General features: G+C 68.0%; 17 protein-coding genes and 2 tRNA genes. 6 read left to right on the top strand and 13 right to left on the bottom strand.

Annotated features, from left to right (window positions below; all coding sequences use genetic code 11):
* The first annotated feature begins 80 nt into the window (after positions 1-80).
* Together K8940_RS09455 and K8940_RS09450 are read left to right on the top strand one after the other, a co-directional pair.
* Positions 81-1,151 (top strand): glycosyltransferase family 4 protein, encoded by a 1,071-nt coding sequence (locus K8940_RS09455; protein ID WP_223395018.1) that lies wholly within the window; start codon positions 81-83, stop codon positions 1,149-1,151.
* A gap of 20 nt (positions 1,152-1,171) precedes the next feature.
* The gene (locus tag K8940_RS09450) at positions 1,172-3,334 is read left to right on the top strand and encodes an amylo-alpha-1,6-glucosidase (protein WP_223395016.1); all 2,163 of its coding nucleotides are present in this window, start codon (positions 1,172-1,174) and stop codon (positions 3,332-3,334) included.
* A gap of 83 nt (positions 3,335-3,417) precedes the next feature.
* Here the strand turns inward: K8940_RS09450 and K8940_RS09445 are convergent.
* From K8940_RS09445 to K8940_RS09435, 3 genes are all read right to left on the bottom strand, one after another.
* Positions 3,418-3,492, bottom strand: a tRNA-Asn gene (locus tag K8940_RS09445).
* Between the two features lie 157 nt (positions 3,493-3,649).
* A tRNA-Asn gene (locus K8940_RS09440) sits at positions 3,650-3,724 on the bottom strand.
* A gap of 219 nt (positions 3,725-3,943) precedes the next feature.
* On the bottom strand, positions 3,944-4,648 hold the full coding sequence (locus tag K8940_RS09435; protein ID WP_223395014.1) for a glutathione S-transferase N-terminal domain-containing protein: 705 nt from the start codon (positions 4,646-4,648) through the stop codon (positions 3,944-3,946).
* A gap of 162 nt (positions 4,649-4,810) precedes the next feature.
* Between K8940_RS09435 and K8940_RS09430 the strand changes: the two genes are divergently transcribed.
* The gene (locus K8940_RS09430) at positions 4,811-5,227 is read left to right on the top strand and encodes a hypothetical protein (RefSeq protein ID WP_223395012.1); all 417 of its coding nucleotides are present in this window, start codon (positions 4,811-4,813) and stop codon (positions 5,225-5,227) included.
* A 3-nt stretch (positions 5,228-5,230) separates the two neighbouring features.
* Here K8940_RS09430 and K8940_RS09425 read toward each other — a convergent pair whose 3' ends face one another.
* The 3 genes from K8940_RS09425 to K8940_RS09415 all read right to left on the bottom strand — a co-directional run bounded on the left by K8940_RS09425 (position 5,231) and on the right by K8940_RS09415 (position 8,360).
* Positions 5,231-5,668, bottom strand: coding sequence for a VOC family protein (locus K8940_RS09425; protein ID WP_223395010.1), 438 nt, complete (start codon positions 5,666-5,668; stop codon positions 5,231-5,233).
* A 65-nt stretch (positions 5,669-5,733) separates the two neighbouring features.
* The gene (locus tag K8940_RS09420) at positions 5,734-7,668 is read right to left on the bottom strand and encodes an ABCB family ABC transporter ATP-binding protein/permease (protein WP_223395809.1); all 1,935 of its coding nucleotides are present in this window, start codon (positions 7,666-7,668) and stop codon (positions 5,734-5,736) included.
* Positions 7,596-8,360 carry a hypothetical protein gene (locus K8940_RS09415; RefSeq protein WP_223395008.1) on the bottom strand — a complete coding sequence of 255 codons (765 nt, stop codon included), beginning with the start codon at positions 8,358-8,360 and terminating at the stop codon, positions 7,596-7,598. Before K8940_RS09415 ends, K8940_RS09420 begins: the two co-directional genes overlap by 73 nt.
* A 143-nt stretch (positions 8,361-8,503) precedes the next feature.
* Here K8940_RS09415 and K8940_RS09410 point away from each other — a divergent pair, with 143 nt between their 5' ends.
* Together K8940_RS09410 and K8940_RS09405 are read left to right on the top strand one after the other, a co-directional pair.
* Entirely contained in the window at positions 8,504-9,112 is a 609-nt protein-coding gene (locus K8940_RS09410) for a TIGR00730 family Rossman fold protein (protein WP_223395006.1), read from the top strand.
* 102 nt (positions 9,113-9,214) lie between these two features.
* Positions 9,215-9,541, top strand: coding sequence for a CC_3452 family protein (locus K8940_RS09405; protein WP_223395004.1), 327 nt, complete (start codon positions 9,215-9,217; stop codon positions 9,539-9,541).
* Positions 9,542-9,743: 202 nt separating this feature from the next.
* Here K8940_RS09405 and K8940_RS09400 read toward each other — a convergent pair whose 3' ends face one another.
* From K8940_RS09400 to K8940_RS09375, 6 genes are all read right to left on the bottom strand, one after another.
* Positions 9,744-9,869, bottom strand: a complete 126-nt coding sequence (locus K8940_RS09400; protein ID WP_411675589.1) for a hypothetical protein — start codon at positions 9,867-9,869, stop codon at positions 9,744-9,746.
* A gap of 221 nt (positions 9,870-10,090) precedes the next feature.
* Positions 10,091-10,453: a hypothetical protein gene (locus K8940_RS09395; protein WP_223395002.1), complete on the bottom strand. Its 363-nt coding sequence runs from the start codon at positions 10,451-10,453 to the stop codon at positions 10,091-10,093.
* A gap of 151 nt (positions 10,454-10,604) precedes the next feature.
* The gene (locus K8940_RS09390) at positions 10,605-11,744 is read right to left on the bottom strand and encodes an acyl-CoA dehydrogenase family protein (RefSeq protein ID WP_223395000.1); all 1,140 of its coding nucleotides are present in this window, start codon (positions 11,742-11,744) and stop codon (positions 10,605-10,607) included.
* A 103-nt stretch (positions 11,745-11,847) separates the two neighbouring features.
* Positions 11,848-13,062: an acyl-CoA dehydrogenase family protein gene (locus tag K8940_RS09385; RefSeq protein WP_125158041.1), complete on the bottom strand. Its 1,215-nt coding sequence runs from the start codon at positions 13,060-13,062 to the stop codon at positions 11,848-11,850.
* A gap of 163 nt (positions 13,063-13,225) precedes the next feature.
* Positions 13,226-14,107, bottom strand: coding sequence for a nicotinate-nucleotide--dimethylbenzimidazole phosphoribosyltransferase (locus tag K8940_RS09380; RefSeq protein WP_223394998.1), 882 nt, complete (start codon positions 14,105-14,107; stop codon positions 13,226-13,228).
* A gap of 67 nt (positions 14,108-14,174) precedes the next feature.
* Complete coding sequence (locus K8940_RS09375) at positions 14,175-14,537, bottom strand: hypothetical protein (protein ID WP_223394996.1); 363 nt, start codon at positions 14,535-14,537, stop codon at positions 14,175-14,177.
* 93 nt (positions 14,538-14,630) lie between these two features.
* On the opposite strand from K8940_RS09375, the gene K8940_RS09370 reads away from it, so the two are divergent.
* Entirely contained in the window at positions 14,631-14,849 is a 219-nt protein-coding gene (locus K8940_RS09370) for a DUF1289 domain-containing protein (RefSeq protein ID WP_223394994.1), read from the top strand.
* Between the two features lie 3 nt (positions 14,850-14,852).
* Here the strand turns inward: K8940_RS09370 and K8940_RS09365 are convergent, their stop codons facing one another.
* Positions 14,853-15,182 (bottom strand): hypothetical protein, encoded by a 330-nt coding sequence (locus K8940_RS09365; RefSeq protein WP_223394992.1) that lies wholly within the window; start codon positions 15,180-15,182, stop codon positions 14,853-14,855.
* Positions 15,183-15,405: the final 223 nt, after the last annotated feature.

Raw genomic sequence — 15,405 nt, 5'->3', positions numbered from 1 at the left:
CGGCGGAACCAATCGCGATCGACGGAACTGATTTGAGGCGGACCAGCGCCGCGTCCAGTTCCCTCGCTCAAGGTCCGCCCATGAAGATCGCTCAGGTCACTCCCCTTTACGAGGCCGTTCCGCCACGTCTGTATGGCGGAACCGAGCGCGTCGTCGCGCATCTGACCGACGCCCTCGTCGATCTGGGCCATGAGGTCACGCTGTTCGCCAGCGCCGACGCCCACACCAAGGCCCGGCTGGTCGCCACCCGTGACCAGGCCATCCGCCTGGATCCCGCACCCCTGAAGTCCGACCTGGCCGCCCACCTGGCCCAGATCGCCGAGGTGCGGGCGATGGCCGACGCGTTCGACGTCATCCACTTCCACACCGACATGGTGCAGTTCCCGTTCTTCGCCGATCGGGCCGAGCGGACCCTGACCACTCTGCACGGCCGCCTGGACCTGAAGGACCTGCCCGCCGTCTACAAGCGCTGGCCCCAGTTTCCGCTGGTCTCGATCAGCGACGACCAGCGCCGCCCCCTGCCCTTCGCCAACTGGGCCGGCACGGTCCACCACGGCATGAACGCGGACCTCTACAGGTTCTCCGAGAAGAGCGACGGCTATCTGGCCTTCCTGGGCCGCATCTCGCCCGAAAAGCGGCCGGACCGGGCGATCATGCTGGCCAAGCGCCTGGGCAAGCGCCTGCGGCTCGCCGCCAAGGTCGACCCCGCCGACCGCGCCTATTTCGAGACCACGATCGAGCCGCTGCTGGCCGACCCGCTGATCGAGTTCGTCGGTGAGATCGGCGACCATGAGAAGTCGGCCTTCCTGGGCGGGGCCGAGGCCCTGCTTTTCCCGATCGACTGGCCCGAGCCCTTCGGCCTGGTGATGATCGAGGCCATGGCCTGCGGGACGCCGGTGGTGGCCTATCGCTGCGGCTCGGTGCCCGAGGTGATCGACGACGGCGTCACCGGCTTCATCGTCGACAACGACGATCAGGCCGCCGAAGCCATCATTCGCGCGACCGCCTTGGATCGAAACCTCGTACGTCGGCGTTTCGACACAAGGTTCTCGTCCGAGGCGATGGCTCGGCGCTACGTCGCGCTTTACGAAAAGCTGTGCGACGGAGCCGCCGTCTACCCATCCCTCGTCGACCTGGCCGCAAGCGCCTGAACGACACCAAAGGAGGGGCCATGGAGAATCTCGCGCCGGCGCTGGACGCACCGGTCGACTACGGCGTGACGGCGGAAGTCCGCGCGCCGCAGAATCTCTACGCCCTCAAGGACAAGGACACCTTCATCGTCGCCGACCAGTTCGGCGACATCGCGGGTCAGGGCGACGGCCTCTTTCACAACGACACCCGCATCCTGTCGTTCTATCGCCTGAGCCTGGGCGGCCGGGCGCCGTCGCTGCTGTCGGCGGCCGTCGCGCACGACAACGTCTTCTTCACCTGCAACAGCACCAATCAGGCCCTGCCCTTTCCAGGCGGGCCGATGGGGCCGCCGGGCGTGCTGCATATCGAGCGCAAGCGCTTCCTGTGGGGCGAGCGGCTGTACGAGCGCATTCGTTGCGTCAACTACAGCCGCGACACCGTGCTGCTGCCGATGGCCATCGAGTTCGACGCCGACTTCCGCGACATGTTCGAGGTGCGCGGCACCCATCGCGCCAAACGCGGCGTGAAGGGCCCGCCCCATGTCGACGGGCGGCGCGCGGGCTACAGCTATATCGGCCTGGACGGGGTCGAGCGCGCCTCGTTCATCGCGTTCTCGGACGCGCCGTTCCGGCTCTCGCCGCACAAGGCCGAGTTCATGTTCTCGCTGCACGCCGAGGGCGAGACGGAGCTTTATATCGAGATCGGCATCACCGACGGCCACACGCCCAGCCGCGAACGCTTTCGCGACGCCGCCGCCCGGGCGCGCTGGGACATGCGCTCGCGTCGCCGGCACGGCGCGCGCCTGAACAGCTCGGGCCGCCTGTTCAACGAGTGGCTGGGCAAATCGCGCTCGGACCTGGCCCTGCTGACCACCCGGATGGAGACCGGCCCCTATCCCTATGCCGGCATCCCGTGGTTCTCGACCGCCTTCGGCCGCGACGCGATCATCACCGCCTGGCAGATCCTGTGGTTCGAGCCCTCGCTGGCGCGCGGCGTGCTCCGATACCTGGCCGCCCATCAGGCCGAGGAGCGCTCCACCTTCCGCGACAGCGCCCCCGGCAAGATCATGCACGAGACCCGCAAGGGCGAGATGCCGGCCATGGGCGAGGTGCCGTTCGGCCGCTACTACGGCGGGGTCGACACCACGCCGCTGTTCGTGGCCCTGGCCGGCGCCTACCAGGCTCGCACCGGCGACGACAAGCTGATCGACGAGCTGTGGCCGGCGCTGGAGCGGGCCATGCACTGGATCGAGAACGACGGCGACAGCGACGGCGACGGCCTGATCGACTACGCCCGGGGCCAGGACAGCGGCCTTTCGAACCAGGGCTGGAAGGACAGCGAGGACTCCGTTTTCCACGCGGACGGCCGCTACCCTTCCGGGCCGATCGCCCTGGTTGAGGTGCAGGGCTACGCCTTCGCGGCCTATCGCGGCATGGCGCGCCTGGCCGAGCGCCGGGGTGAGATCGGCCAGGCGGCGATCTGGCGCCAGAAGGCCGAGCGGCTGCGCGAGAAGGTCGAGACGCTGTTCTGGATGGAAGAGCGAGGCTTCTACGGCATCGCCATCGACGGCCAGGGCCAGCTGTGCCGGGTGCTGTCGTCCAATCCAGGTCACCTGCTGTTCTGCGGCCTGCCCTCGCCCGAAAGGGCTCGCAAGGTCAGCGATCAACTGCTGGCGCCGAACTTCAACTCGGGCTGGGGCGTGCGCACCCTGGCCACCGGCGAGGCGCGGTTCAATCCGATCAGCTACCACAACGGTTCGGTCTGGCCGCACGACACCGCCCTGTGTGTGATGGGCCTGTCGAGGTACGGCGAGCGCGACGGGGTGGTGAAGCTGACGGCGGACCTCTTCGAGACCGCCAGCCGCATGGGCATGCGCCTGCCTGAGCTGTTCTGCGGCTTCCCCCGCTCACCTGGCGAGCCGCCGGTGGCCTATCCGGTCGCCTGCCTGCCCCAGGCCTGGGCGGCCGGCTCGGTGTTCATGATGCTGCAGGCGTGCCTGGGCATCACGATCGACGCCAATCGCGGCGAGATCGCGCTGGTGGATCCGCGCCTGCCGATCGGCATCGACCGCCTGCGCGTCGAACATCTCCGCGTGGGCGCGGCGGCCGTGGACCTGATCTTCGAACGCCAGGGTGAACGGGTCGCGGTCCGCGCGGAAGGCGACGTACCGCTGATCATCCGCGCGAAGCCCTCGTGGGACTAAGGTCTAGCCAAGGTCTGGAAAAGTCTTCGAGCGGGCCTCGACTTGCGAAGATCGCAAAAGCCTGGCGCGGGTCTGAAGAAGAGTGGCTCCGCGGGTAGGATTCGAACCTACGACCAGCCGGTTAACAGCCGGCTGCTCTACCACTGAGCTACCGCGGAACAGGTCGCTCTCAAGAAGAGGCCGGGTGATAGCCGCCGCCGCGAGTCGATGCAAGCCGCGTCGTCGTCGACACTTGGGTCAAAAGCGCGCGGCCGTGATCCGCCAAACGCCGAGTCAGAAATGCTATGAAGCTTCTGAGCGAACAGAAGAAACGAGTGGCTCCGCGGGTAGGATTCGAACCTACGACCAGCCGGTTAACAGCCGGCTGCTCTACCACTGAGCTACCGCGGAACAGGTCGCTCTCAGAAGAGGCCGCGTGATAGCCGCCTCGCCCCGCCGATGCAAGCGCCTAATTCCAAAAAAACAGCCCGGCTTGCGGCCGGGCTGTGGAAGTCAGTGATGGTGGGGTGCCTTCAAAAGAAGACGCCCGCAAAATCGGGCCATCATGGTTAATCAGACCTTAATTCTTAACGTCCTGGCCAATTGGTCGCAGGCGCCGCACCCCTCGGTTCAGGGGCGCTTGGGGATCTCCAGACCGCGCTGAACGGCCGGGCGGGCCAGCCCCGCTTCCAGCCAGCGCGGCACGTGCTTGAGCGAGGCCCAGTCCACGAGTTCACCCGCGCCGTAGAAGCCGACGAGATTGCGCACCCAGCCCAGGCTGGCGATGTCGGCGATCGTGTAGTCCTCGCCCATGATCCACGGACGATCGGCCAGACGGCCCTCCAGAACGCCCAGCAGGCGCTTGGACTCCGTCACGTAGCGCTGCAGCGGCCGCTTGTCCTCGTATTCCCGACCCGCGAACTTATGGAAGAAGCCGAGCTGGCCGAACATCGGGCCGATGGCGGCCATCTGGAAGAAGACCCATTGCAGGGTCTCGTAGCGCGCGGCCGGATCGGCGGGGATGAACTTGCCCGTCTTCTCGGCGAGGTAGACGAGGATCGCGCCCGACTCGAACAGGCCCAGCGGCTTGCCGCCCGGGCCGTCGGGATCGATGATCGCCGGGATCTTGCCGTTGGGGTTCAGGGACAGGAACTCTGGCCCCCAGGTATCGTCCTTGCCGATGTCGATCGTGTGCGGCTCGTACGGCAGTCCCGTCTCCTCCAGCATGATCGACACCTTCACCCCGTTGGGCGTCGGCAGCGAATAGAGCTGGATCCTGTCGGGATGCTGGGCCGGCCAGCGCTGGGTGATCGGGAAAGCGGACAGATCCGACATGCGGGGGCCTCATCATGAGCTCCACCAACGGAGCCGTGGGGATTTGGCGTCTCGGGGCGGCATTTTCCAGAGCGCGCCTGCCCCCAAAATAGGTGACAGTGTCCGGTATCGCCTTTTCCATCCCGTCGAACCCCGCTATCGGAGCGCCCCGGGGGAACTGGAATGACAACCGCTGACGATCACTGGCCCGAAACCTTGAAGCGCGTCGTGGCGGCGATGGAGTTCGAGCTGACCGACGAGAAGATCGGCGCCGACACCACCAAACCCAGCTTCCTGATGCGCACGGTGGCCAATGCGGACTTCTCCGCCCTCCCCGCCCTGGTCGCGACCGCCATCCATGCCGGCATGGAGATCGACCGCAGGATCGCCGCGCCCGGACGCTCCTACGACGCCCAGGCGCGCAATGTGCGCCAGGCCCTGGTTGAGGCGATGAACAAGGAGACGGCCGGCGCCCGCTCGCCGTTCGTCACCGGCTACGCCACCGCCTACCGGATCGAACTGGCGCGGGTGATCTGGGCCGCCATCTCCGACGCCCCGGCGCGACGCCTGCAGGAACTGGCCCGCATCAGGCTGGTCTAAGACCTACCAGGCGCCCGTGTTGGGCATCGAGGCCCACGGCTCGGCGGCCGGCAGGCTGCCGTCCTGCAACAGCTCCACCGAAATGCCGTCCGGCGAGCGCACGAACGCCATGTGACCGTCGCGTGGCGGACGGTTGATCGTCACGCCCATGTCCATCAGGCGCTGGCAGGTCTCGTAGATGTCGTCGACGCGATAGGCCAGGTGGCCGAAGTTGCGGCCGCCCTGATACTCTTCGTCGTCCCAGTTGAAGGTCAGCTCGACCAGCGGCGCCTTGCGCTCCTTGGCCAGCTCGACGTCTTCGGGAGCGGCCAGGAAGACCAGGGTGAAGCGGCCCTTCTCATTCTCCATGCGGTAGGCTTCCTGGAGCCCCAGGCCGTCGCAGTAGAACCGTAGCGAGGCGTCCAGATCGCGGACGCGGACCATGGTGTGCAGATAGCGCAAGACGGAACTCCTTCGGCCAGGTTCAGGGGCGGATATAGACCCTGCCTCGCGGGCGGCGAAACCCACTAAACGGCGGGCTCGCGCTCCCGCGTCTGGCGACGCCACAGGGCCGCGTACTCGCCGCCGGCGTCCAGCAGGGCCTCATGACGGCCGCGCTCGACGATCTTGCCCCGGCGCAGCACGACGATCTCGTCGGCGTCGGCGATGGTCGAGAGGCGGTGGGCCACAACCAGGGTCGTGCGCCCCGCCCTGGCCTTGCGCAGCGTGGCCTGGATCGCCGCCTCGGTGCGGCTGTCCAGGGCGCTGGTCGCCTCGTCCAGGATCAGCACGCGCGGCTCGGCCAGCAGGGCCCGGGCGATGCCGACCCGCTGGCGCTCGCCGCCGGAGAGCTTCAGGCCCCGCTCGCCGACCTTGGTCGCCATGCCCTCGGGCAGGTTGCGGATGAAATCGCCCAGCTCGGCCGCCTCGGCCGCCGCCCACACATCGCCCTCGGTGGCGTCGGGACGGGCGAAGGCGATGTTGGCCGCCAGGGTGTCATTGAACAGCGCCACGTCCTGCGGCACCAGCGCCACCGCCCGCCGCAGCGAGGCCTGCTTCAGGTCGCGCAGGTCGTGGCCGTCCAGCGTCACGCGCCCGGCCTGGGGGTCGATCATCCGCAGGGCCAGGCGCACCAGCGTGGTCTTGCCCGCGCCCGAGGGGCCGACAATGGCCACCGTCGTTCCCGGCGCGACAGCCAGCGAGACGTCCGACAGACCTTCCGAGCGCGCGCCATGGCGGAACGACACGCCCTCGAACGTCACCGCCCCGCCGCGCTGGTCGGCGCATGGCGGCAGGTCGCGGGCGTCCGGCGCGTCGGCGACATCGGCGGTCTGCCGGCGCAGCTCCAGCATCGACTCCATGTCGATCAGCGATTGGCGGATCTCGCGATAGGCGAAGCCCAGGATGTTCAGTGGGGCATAGAGGTTGATCAGGATCAGCACGGCGGCGGTGACGTCGCCAGGGCCGATCCGCCCAGCCGCCGCCTCCGCGCCCGCCAGGACGGCCATCGCGCCCAGGCCCACGCTCATCACCGCCGACTGGACCAGGTTCAGGAAGTTCAGCGAGTTTGTCGCCTTGATCTGGGCCTCGCCGTACAGGTCCAGGGCGTGGCCATAGCCCGCCACGGCGCGTTCCTCGCCGCCGAACGACTTGACGGTCTCGTAGTTCAGGAGGGCGTCGACCGCCCTGCCGGCGGCTTCCGCGTCGGCCTCGTTCAGGGCGCGCCGATGGCCGATGCGCCAGTCCGAGATGGCGAAGGTCAGGTAGCCGTAGATCGCCACGGTCGCCAGGGCCACGGCCGCGAACCGCCAGTCATAGGCCTTGGCCAGCACTACGGCCGCCATGACCAGCTCGACGCCGGTCGGCGCCAGGTTGAAGACCAGGCTGCGCAGCAGGAAGTCCATCGACCGCGCGCCCCGGTCGATCGTCCGCGACAGCGCGCCGGTGCGCTTGGACTGGTGGTAGTCGATCGACAGGGACAGGGCGTGGGAGAAGGTCTCGACCGCCGCCCGGGTCTGGGCCGCCTGGGCCACGGGCGTGAAAATGGTGTCGCGCGCTTGCGGCGCGGCGGCGGAGATGAAGCGGATCAGCGCCCAGCCGATGGCGAGGCCGGCGAAGGCCCAGGTGACGGCCGCCGCCGCGCCCTGCCCGGCCGACAGCTGGTTGACCGCCTTGCCCAGCATCAGCGGCGCCAGGACGCCCAGCGCCTTGCCCGACAGGGTCAGGATCAGGGCCACAGTCACGCGCCAGCGCAGCCCCGGCGCCTTGGAGCGCAGCACCAGCTGGAACAGGTCGCTCATGGCCCGCCAGAACCGCACCGGCTGATCGCTTCCCGCGATCGCGCCCGAGACGGCGGCGCGGCCGGCCGGCGGCGGTCCGCCCATGCCCCTCATCGCGTCGCGCCGCCGATCAGGAGGGTGGTCTGGACACCGCCGCCCGGCGTCATCCAGTCGATGCGCCAGCCCATCGGCGCGCGATCGGCGCGGACGGGTCCGTAGGTCAGGGGCGCGGCCGGCGAGGTCGCGATCGAAACGGCGTTCTCGCCGCCCTCGCCCGCGACCTGAATATCGTGGTTGCCGGTCGACAGCAGGCCGGTCAGCGAGATGAAGAAATGCCCGCTGTCGTCGGCCCGGCCGCCGCCGCGCGTGATGCGGTCGACGCGGACATTGAGACCGGCGCCCGGCGCGGCCACGCCCGAGACCACCGCCCCGCCCTCGCGGTCGACATCGACGGCCAGGATGCGGGGCGACGAGGATTCGGCCGCCAGGCGACGCGCGCCGGCGCCTGCCCGCAGGAGGGCGACCTCGCCGTCCTCGGTCACCATCACATAGCCCTCGGCCTGGACGGTCCGGCCTTCATGGATGGTCGACAGGCCGAACAGGCGTACGCCAGGCTCGGTCGGCACGGTGGCGTTCCATTGGCCAAACCCGTCGGCCCGGCCCATCACCACCTCGCCGGTCGGCGAACCCAGGCGCAGATCGGAGTCCGGCGCCCCCTTGCCCGACAGCGAGATCCCGTTCGCCGTCCGGCGCGCGCCCTCCAGGGTCGGCGGCGCCACATAGCCCGCCTCGGCGCTGTCGGGCGCGTCGGCCTTGTCGGGCGCGACAGGCGCGCTGGGGCCGCACGCGGTCAGCAGACCGGCGGCCAGCCCCATGGCGAGACCCAAGGGGGCCAAACCCAGGGGGAAGATCGATGACTTGAAAGCCCGGAAGCGAATCCTGATCATGTGGTCTCAAGATAGGAACATCTCGAAGGCGCGCGAGACCGCGCGCCTTCTTCTTTGTGGAGTGGACGACGATGCCCGACGAGTCCAGCCGCCAGGCGTCCGTCTGCGTCTATTGCGGATCGTCCAATGACGCCGACCCCGGCTACATCACCGACGCCTACGCGATCGGCGAGAGCTTCGCCCGCGCGGGCCTCAAGCTGATCTACGGCGGCGGCGGCGTGGGCCTGATGGGCGCGGCCGCGCGCGGCGCCCACTCGGCCGGCGGCGCGGTGCTGGGCATTATCCCCACCTTCCTGCGCGGCCGCGAGCAGCCGTTCGACGACGTCGAGACGGTGATCGTCGACAACATGCACGAGCGGAAGATGATGATGTTCGAACGCTCGGACGCCTTCGTCGTGCTGCCCGGCGGCATCGGCACGCTGGAAGAGATCGTCGAATTGCTATCTTGGCGCCGTTTAGATCTTCACCAGAAGCCGATTGTGTTCCATAACCCCGGCGGCTTCTGGGACCCCTTCTTCGCCCTGATTCACCACACGATCGAGCGGGGCCTGACCCCGCCCAGTCTGGCGGATGCCTGGCGGTCGGTCGAGAAGGCGCAAGACGTCACTCCCGCCCTGCTGGCCTGGGACGAAGAAATCTACCAGACAGGCGCTCCGGCCGCGCTTCGGCGGTTGACTTAGTTTTCAAAAAAGACGCACTATGCCATGAGCTTCGCGGCCGCTCGAGACCGCATGCTCATGCGCCGGAACTCCCATCCGGCGCGGGGATAGGAGACCAAGGAAATGCGTACCGCTGCTTTCGCGGGCCTGTTGGCCTGCGCCCTTACGGCTGGCTCGTTCGCCAGCCCCGCCTTCGCCGCCGAAACCGAAGGCGCCTGGCTGAAGCTGAAGACCCCCGTCTCGACGGACCACTTCATCCAGGACGGTTCGGTCTGGCGCTGCAAGGCCGACGTCTGCACCGCCACCAAGGTCCGGGCCCTGCCCGTGGCCCGCGCCTGCCGCAAGCTGGCCGGCCAGTTGGGCGAGCTGAGCGCGTTCAACTACCGCGGCGAGCCGCTTGAGGACGCGGCCATCGCCGAGTGCAACACGGCCGCCAAGCCGAAGAGCTGAGACCTTCTCGACTAGAGCGCGCCAGGGTTAAGTGCGCGCGGTTACCCCGCCCGGCGCGCTCTAAATGCTCGAAGATAGAGCCTGCTTATCTGGTTTAGATGATCCATCTAAACCAGACAGGCTCCAAGCGAATAAAAGGCCTCCGCCGGTCCCCCGGCGGAGGCCTCTTTCTTTAGGGGCGTGGGACCCTTCGAGACTTAGTTCAGGACTTGCGTCCAAACAGCTTGGACAACCAGGCGGCCCGCTTGGCGCTAGGCCGGTCCCCCACCAGCATGCCGCCCATCAGGGCGAACGAGAACATGGCGTGGTTCATCTTCGATACGTTCATGGCGGCGTCTCCCAGACATAGCCGTTAGGACCAGGAGACGCGCGCGGCTTACAGGGGATCACACCCTCCTAGTCGTCAGCGCGTCATGGCCAAGCATGCGCCCGATCCGCCGCCAATCAAGTTCAAATAATCCGTATAAGGATCATATCAGCCCACTGACGAACACCTCGGGACGGCATTGGCGTCGACGAGAAATACGTCCGTATACGGCGCGATTGCCTTTAGTGCAGCGTGACGCTCCCGCCGTCGGCGGCGGCCGCGGTCTTGGCGGCCTCCAGGTCGCCCAGCACCTCGGCGGCGGCGCGCAGGATGTTCGGGCAGACCCGCTCCTCGGCGCAGCCGATGGTCTCGGCCGCCAGGTCCGGCATGTCAGCGCACAGGCGGATCTGGCCCGCGATCCGTTGCAGCGCAACGCTTCCCTGCAGATCCGGATCGTTGGCGACGACGCCCACCACGAGGGCCAGGGCGGCCTCGAAGCGGGCAGCCGCCAGCTTGGCCTCGCGGGCCTGGTCGATCAGCAGCCGGGCGTTGGCTTCCACCAGGGCGACCGCTTCCTGGGTCATGTGGATCTCTTCGCCGGTCATCCGCCTGCCTCCTGAGCGCGTGTTCGAAGCGTTAAACGGCGCGCCGGGAGCGGATGGGGCGGACTTTCGACGACAGGGCGAAGAAAAAGCCGCCCGCGTCGGCGTGACGCAGGCGGCTTCGCCGTTTCAGACCCGTTGGTCCGTGCGCGGTTTAGGCCGCGGCGTCGAAAGACAGGGATTCGTAGCGCTTCAGGTGGTGGTCGACCGAGCCGAACAGCCCCTCGATAAGGCTGGCGCGCTTGAAGTAGTGGCCGATGGCCAGCTCGTCCGTCATGCCCATGCCGCCGTGGATCTGGATGGCGTTCTGGCCCACGAACTTGCAGGCGCGGCCGATGCGGACCTTCATGGCCGAAACGGCCTTGGCGCGTTCGGCGGCGCTCTCGTCGACCTTGATGGTGGCCATGTAGGTCATCGACACCGACTGCTCGACCTCGATGAACATGTCGACCATGCGGTGCTGCAGCACCTGGAAATTGGCGATGGCCGTGCCGAACTGCTTGCGCTGCTTGGCATAGTCCAGCGTGCCCTCGTGCAGCTTGCGCAGCACGCCCACGGCCTCGGCGCCGACGGCGGCGGTGGCTTCGTCGATCACCTGGTTGACCAGGGCCAGGCCGTCTTCCGAGATCAAGGCGTCGGCCGGAACCGAGACGTTCTCGAAATAGACTTCCGAGGCGCGGTTGCCGTCGACGGTCGGATAGTCGCGGGTGACGACGCCCGGCAGGCTCTTGTCGATCAGGAACACCCCGACGCCGCCGGCGTCACGCTGGGCGCCGCCGGTCCGGGCCGTGACGATCAGGTGGGTGGCGAACGGCGCGCCCACGACCACGGCCTTGTGGCCGTTCAGGACCCAGCCCGAGCCGTCCTTCTTGGCCGTCGTCTTCAGGTCCTGCCAGGTGTAGCGGGCCTGCGGCTCGGCATAGGCGAAGGCGACGGTGGTCGTCCCGCCGACAATGCCCTCGATCACCGAGGCCGCCCCGCCATAGCCCGAGTGCTTCATGAAGCCGCCGCCGATGACCACGGTGCCCAGATAGGGCTCGATGACCAGCGCCTTACCGAACTCCTCCATGATGATCATGTTGTCGACCGCGCCGCCGCCCAGGCCGCCCAGCTCTTCGCTGAACGAAGCGCCCAGGATGCCCAGCTCCTCGGCGAAGGCCTTCCAGTAGTCGGCGCGCCAGCCGCTGTCGGAATTGACGATCTTGCGGCGGGTCTCGAAGTCGTACTTGTCCTGCAGGAAGCTCGCGACCGTGTCGCGGACCATCGACTGCTCTTCGGTGAAGTTGAAATCCATCCCTGGGTTTCCGTTCTTCTGTCGCCCGGCCTTCGAGCCGGGTCGTTGAAATCATGAGAGAGCGAAGTCCGGGCCGAGAGGCGGCCCGGTCGGGTCGCGGGCGCTAGAGCCCCAGCACCATCTTGGCGATGATGTTGCGCTGGATCTCGTTGGAGCCGCCGTAGATCGACGTCTTGCGGACGTTGAAATAGGTCGGCGCGGCGCGGTGGGCGAAGTCGGGGCCGATCGGATGGGCGTTGTCGCCGTCCTTCGGGAAGCCGCGGAAGTACGGCGCGCCGTAGTGGCCGGCCGCTTCCAGAACCAGTTCGGTGATCCGCTGCTGGATCTCGGTGCCCTTGATCTTCAGGACGCTGGACTCCGGACCCGGGCCCTTGCCGGCCGCTTCACCGGCCAGGGTGCGCAGCTCAGTGTATTCCAGGGCGGTCAGGTCGATCTCCAGCTCGGCGACCTTGCGCTTGAACATCGGATCCTTGATCAGGGCGTCGCCGTCGTCCGACAGCTCGACCGAGGCGATCTGCCGGATACGCTCGATGCCGCGCTTGGAGCGGGCCACGCCGGCGATGCCGCTACGCTCGTGGGCCAGCAGGAACTTGGCGCAGGTCCAGCCCTTGTTCTCCTCGTAGATGCGGTTCTCGACCGGCACCTTGACGTTCTCGAGCCAGACCTCGTTGACCTCGTGCTCGCCGCCCAGGGTGATGATCGGACGGACCGTGACGCCCGGCGACTTCATGTCGATCAGCAGGAACGAGATGCCTTCCTGGATTTTGGCGTTCGGGTCGGTGCGGACCAGGCAGAAGATCCAGTCGCCGTGCTGGGCCAGGGTGGTCCAGGTCTTCTGGCCGTTGACCAGGTAGTATTCCTTGCCGTCGTCGCCGGTGAAGCGCTCGGCCTTGGTCTTCAGGCTGGCCAGGTCGGAGCCCGCGCCCGGCTCGCTGTAGCCCTGCGACCACCAGATGTCGCCCGACAGGGTCGGCGGCAGGAAGCGTTCCTTCTGCTCGGGCGTGCCGAACGTGTAGATCACCGGACCGACCATGTTGATGCCGAACGGCAGGATCGGCACGCAGTCGGCGCGGGCGGTCTCTTCCGACCAGATGTAGCGCTGCACCGAGGTCCAGCCCGGACCACCGTACTTCTCCGGCCAGGCCGGCGCGACCCAGCCCTTCTTGGCGAGGGTGCGGTGCCAGGAGAGGAAGTCCTCCTTGGCCATCTCCTCGCCCTCCTCCTGCTTCTCCCGCAGGCCCGCCGGATAGTTCTCGGCGATGAAGGCGCGGACCTCGTCGCGGAAGGCGAGGTCCTCGGGCGAGAAGTCGAGATTCATGGCGAGCTCCCGTTCAGCCGGCCCTTCTGAGGAAGGCCGTTCTTTGAGTTTCGGGCGCCACAATAGGTGTCGAACGAACGTTTGGAAAGATGACGTTAGCGTCAACGGAAGCGAATATGATCCGCGTTCACCTACGCCAGCTCCGGCATCGTGGAACGACGCGCTAGCGGACCTCGCAGGCCAGCTTGACGAGAGCCAGGGCCGAGGCGCCGCCGACCCCTTCCTCGTCGACCGTATCGAGCGCCAGAAGCGGGCGCTTGTCGAGGATTTCGAGCAGTCGGGCGTGCCCCCTGGTCGGGCTGACATGGGCGGCCAGGCAATGATCGATCGCGTCCGGCTCGACGGCGCGGACGATGGCGGCGGCGGCGCAGGCGGCGTAGCCGTCCAGCAGCACCGGGATCTTCTGGACGCGAGCGGCCAGGATGGCGCCGACGACGGCGGCGGTCTCGCGGCCGCCCAGCTGGCGCAGAATCTGCAGCGGGTCCTCGCCCATGCCCTCGGCCTTCGCGCGCGCCACGCCGGCGGCCACGGGCTCGGGGTCGTCGGACCAGTCCGAGGCCTCGCCGCCGAACAGCGCCAAGCAGACGGCGGCGGCGGTGCGGGCGCCCTCGGCGACGATGACGCCGGGGATCAGCAGGTCGGGCTGCTTGGCCAGAGCCTCCATGCCGAAGGCCATGGTGGCGGCGGCTTCCTTCTCGCTCATCGAGGCCTGGCCGACGAAGTCGGGCGACGGGCGGTCGATGGCGAGGTCGAAGGCCTCCAGGCCCGCACCCTGGACGCCGGCGATGCGCGAGACGGTCGCGCCGCCCGAGGCGATGGCCTCCAGGCGGTCACGGGCGTAGCCGCGCGGGCCCACGCCCTGCCGCGCGCCGGCATAGAGCGCCACGACCGGGCGATTGACGGCCGGCGGGGTCTTGCCGCTCCAGGCGGTCAGCCAGGCCGAGATCTCGGCCAGACGCCCGCCCTGCTCCAGCGTCGGGGTCGGTCCCGGCGCGGGCGGCGAAACGGCGAGCTGGCGGATGTCGGCGAACGGGGAAGCGGTCATGAGCGCGGACTTAAACCCGTCCGCGCCCAAAGCAACCCCAGAACACCCTTAAGCGCGACGTCGCCGCTTAGGAAGACGCGCCCGACGCGGCGACCGAGGTCCCGAGGAAGGCCTTGCACGAGCCGTCGCGCTCGGCCAGCAGCCTGGCCTTCACCGCATCGTTGCGGGTATTGCCGGCGCGGCGGGCTTCGTCGCGCAGGGTCTCGCCCCGATCGCGCACATAGGGCTCACGCCCCTTGGCCTGATCCTTGATCCGCGCCGACAGGCCGGTGACGTCCACCGCGCCCAGCTCCGCCGACTGGGCCAGGCCAAGGCAGCGGCCGGCCTTCAGATATTCCGCGTCGGTCCAGCGGGCGGACTGGGCGAAGGCCGGAGCGGCCGCCGCGGACAGGACCGCGCCCGTCAGGGCGATGGCGATGAGCTTATGCATGAAGGTCTCTCCCTCTCTCTTGTGATCCAGACACGACGGGGCCTTCGCCGCCGACGCTTGCGCTCGGGCGTTCACACGCTCAGAACTGCCGTGATGACCGTTCCCGCCAGACCGCCCCGCCCGATCGTCACGCCCTGCGTGAAGGTCTGCGCGGTCGACGGAACGACGGGTTATTGCCTGGGCTGTCGCCGAACCCTGCCGGAGATCGCCGGCTGGGCCAGGCTGAGCGACGAGGAGCGCGCGGCGATCATGGCCGCCCTCCCCGATCGCCCGGACCCGATGGCCGCCCTGATGGCGGCCACCCGATCCTGACCCTTAGTTGCCGCCGGCCAGGTAGCCGCCGCACACCTTCTCGCGCTCGGCCAGCAGCTTGGCCTTCTTCTCCGCGTCGGCCTTGTCGCCTTCCGCTTCGGCGCCCTTCATCTTGTTGATGGCCTGAGTACGCACGCCCAGCTCGCGGCTGCCGCCCTGGTCGCGCAGGAACGTGTCGATCTGCGCGGTGTCCAGCTTGCCCAGCCCGGTCGAATTCGCCAGGCCGCGGCAGCGGGCGGCCTCCACGTAGGCGCGGTCCGTGACGCCCGGCGCGGCCTGAGCAGCGCCAGCCAGAGCCGCGAAAGCGACAGCGGTGATCATCAGCGTTTTCATGGCGTTTTCCCTCGATAAGCCACTTTATTGTCGCCGTGAGAAATAACGCCGCGCCCAAAGTTTCCGAAGTTAATTCCAGGACAGGAAAAGTATTACATCAATGTAATCTGGTTTATTAAACCGGTGTAATATGAACATTGATAAGCACCATATTATTCTTGTTATGGCTTTGGTAACCATGGTGTGAAAATCGCCTCTTCGATTCACGCCTTGAAAACGCCTC

The organism is Caulobacter segnis (assembly GCF_019931575.1).
In the GTDB taxonomy this organism is placed as follows: Bacteria; Pseudomonadota; Alphaproteobacteria; order Caulobacterales; family Caulobacteraceae; genus Caulobacter; species Caulobacter segnis_C.
Note: the sequence above shows the minus strand (reverse complement) of the source record. Positions and strands in the feature narration are given on the sequence as shown.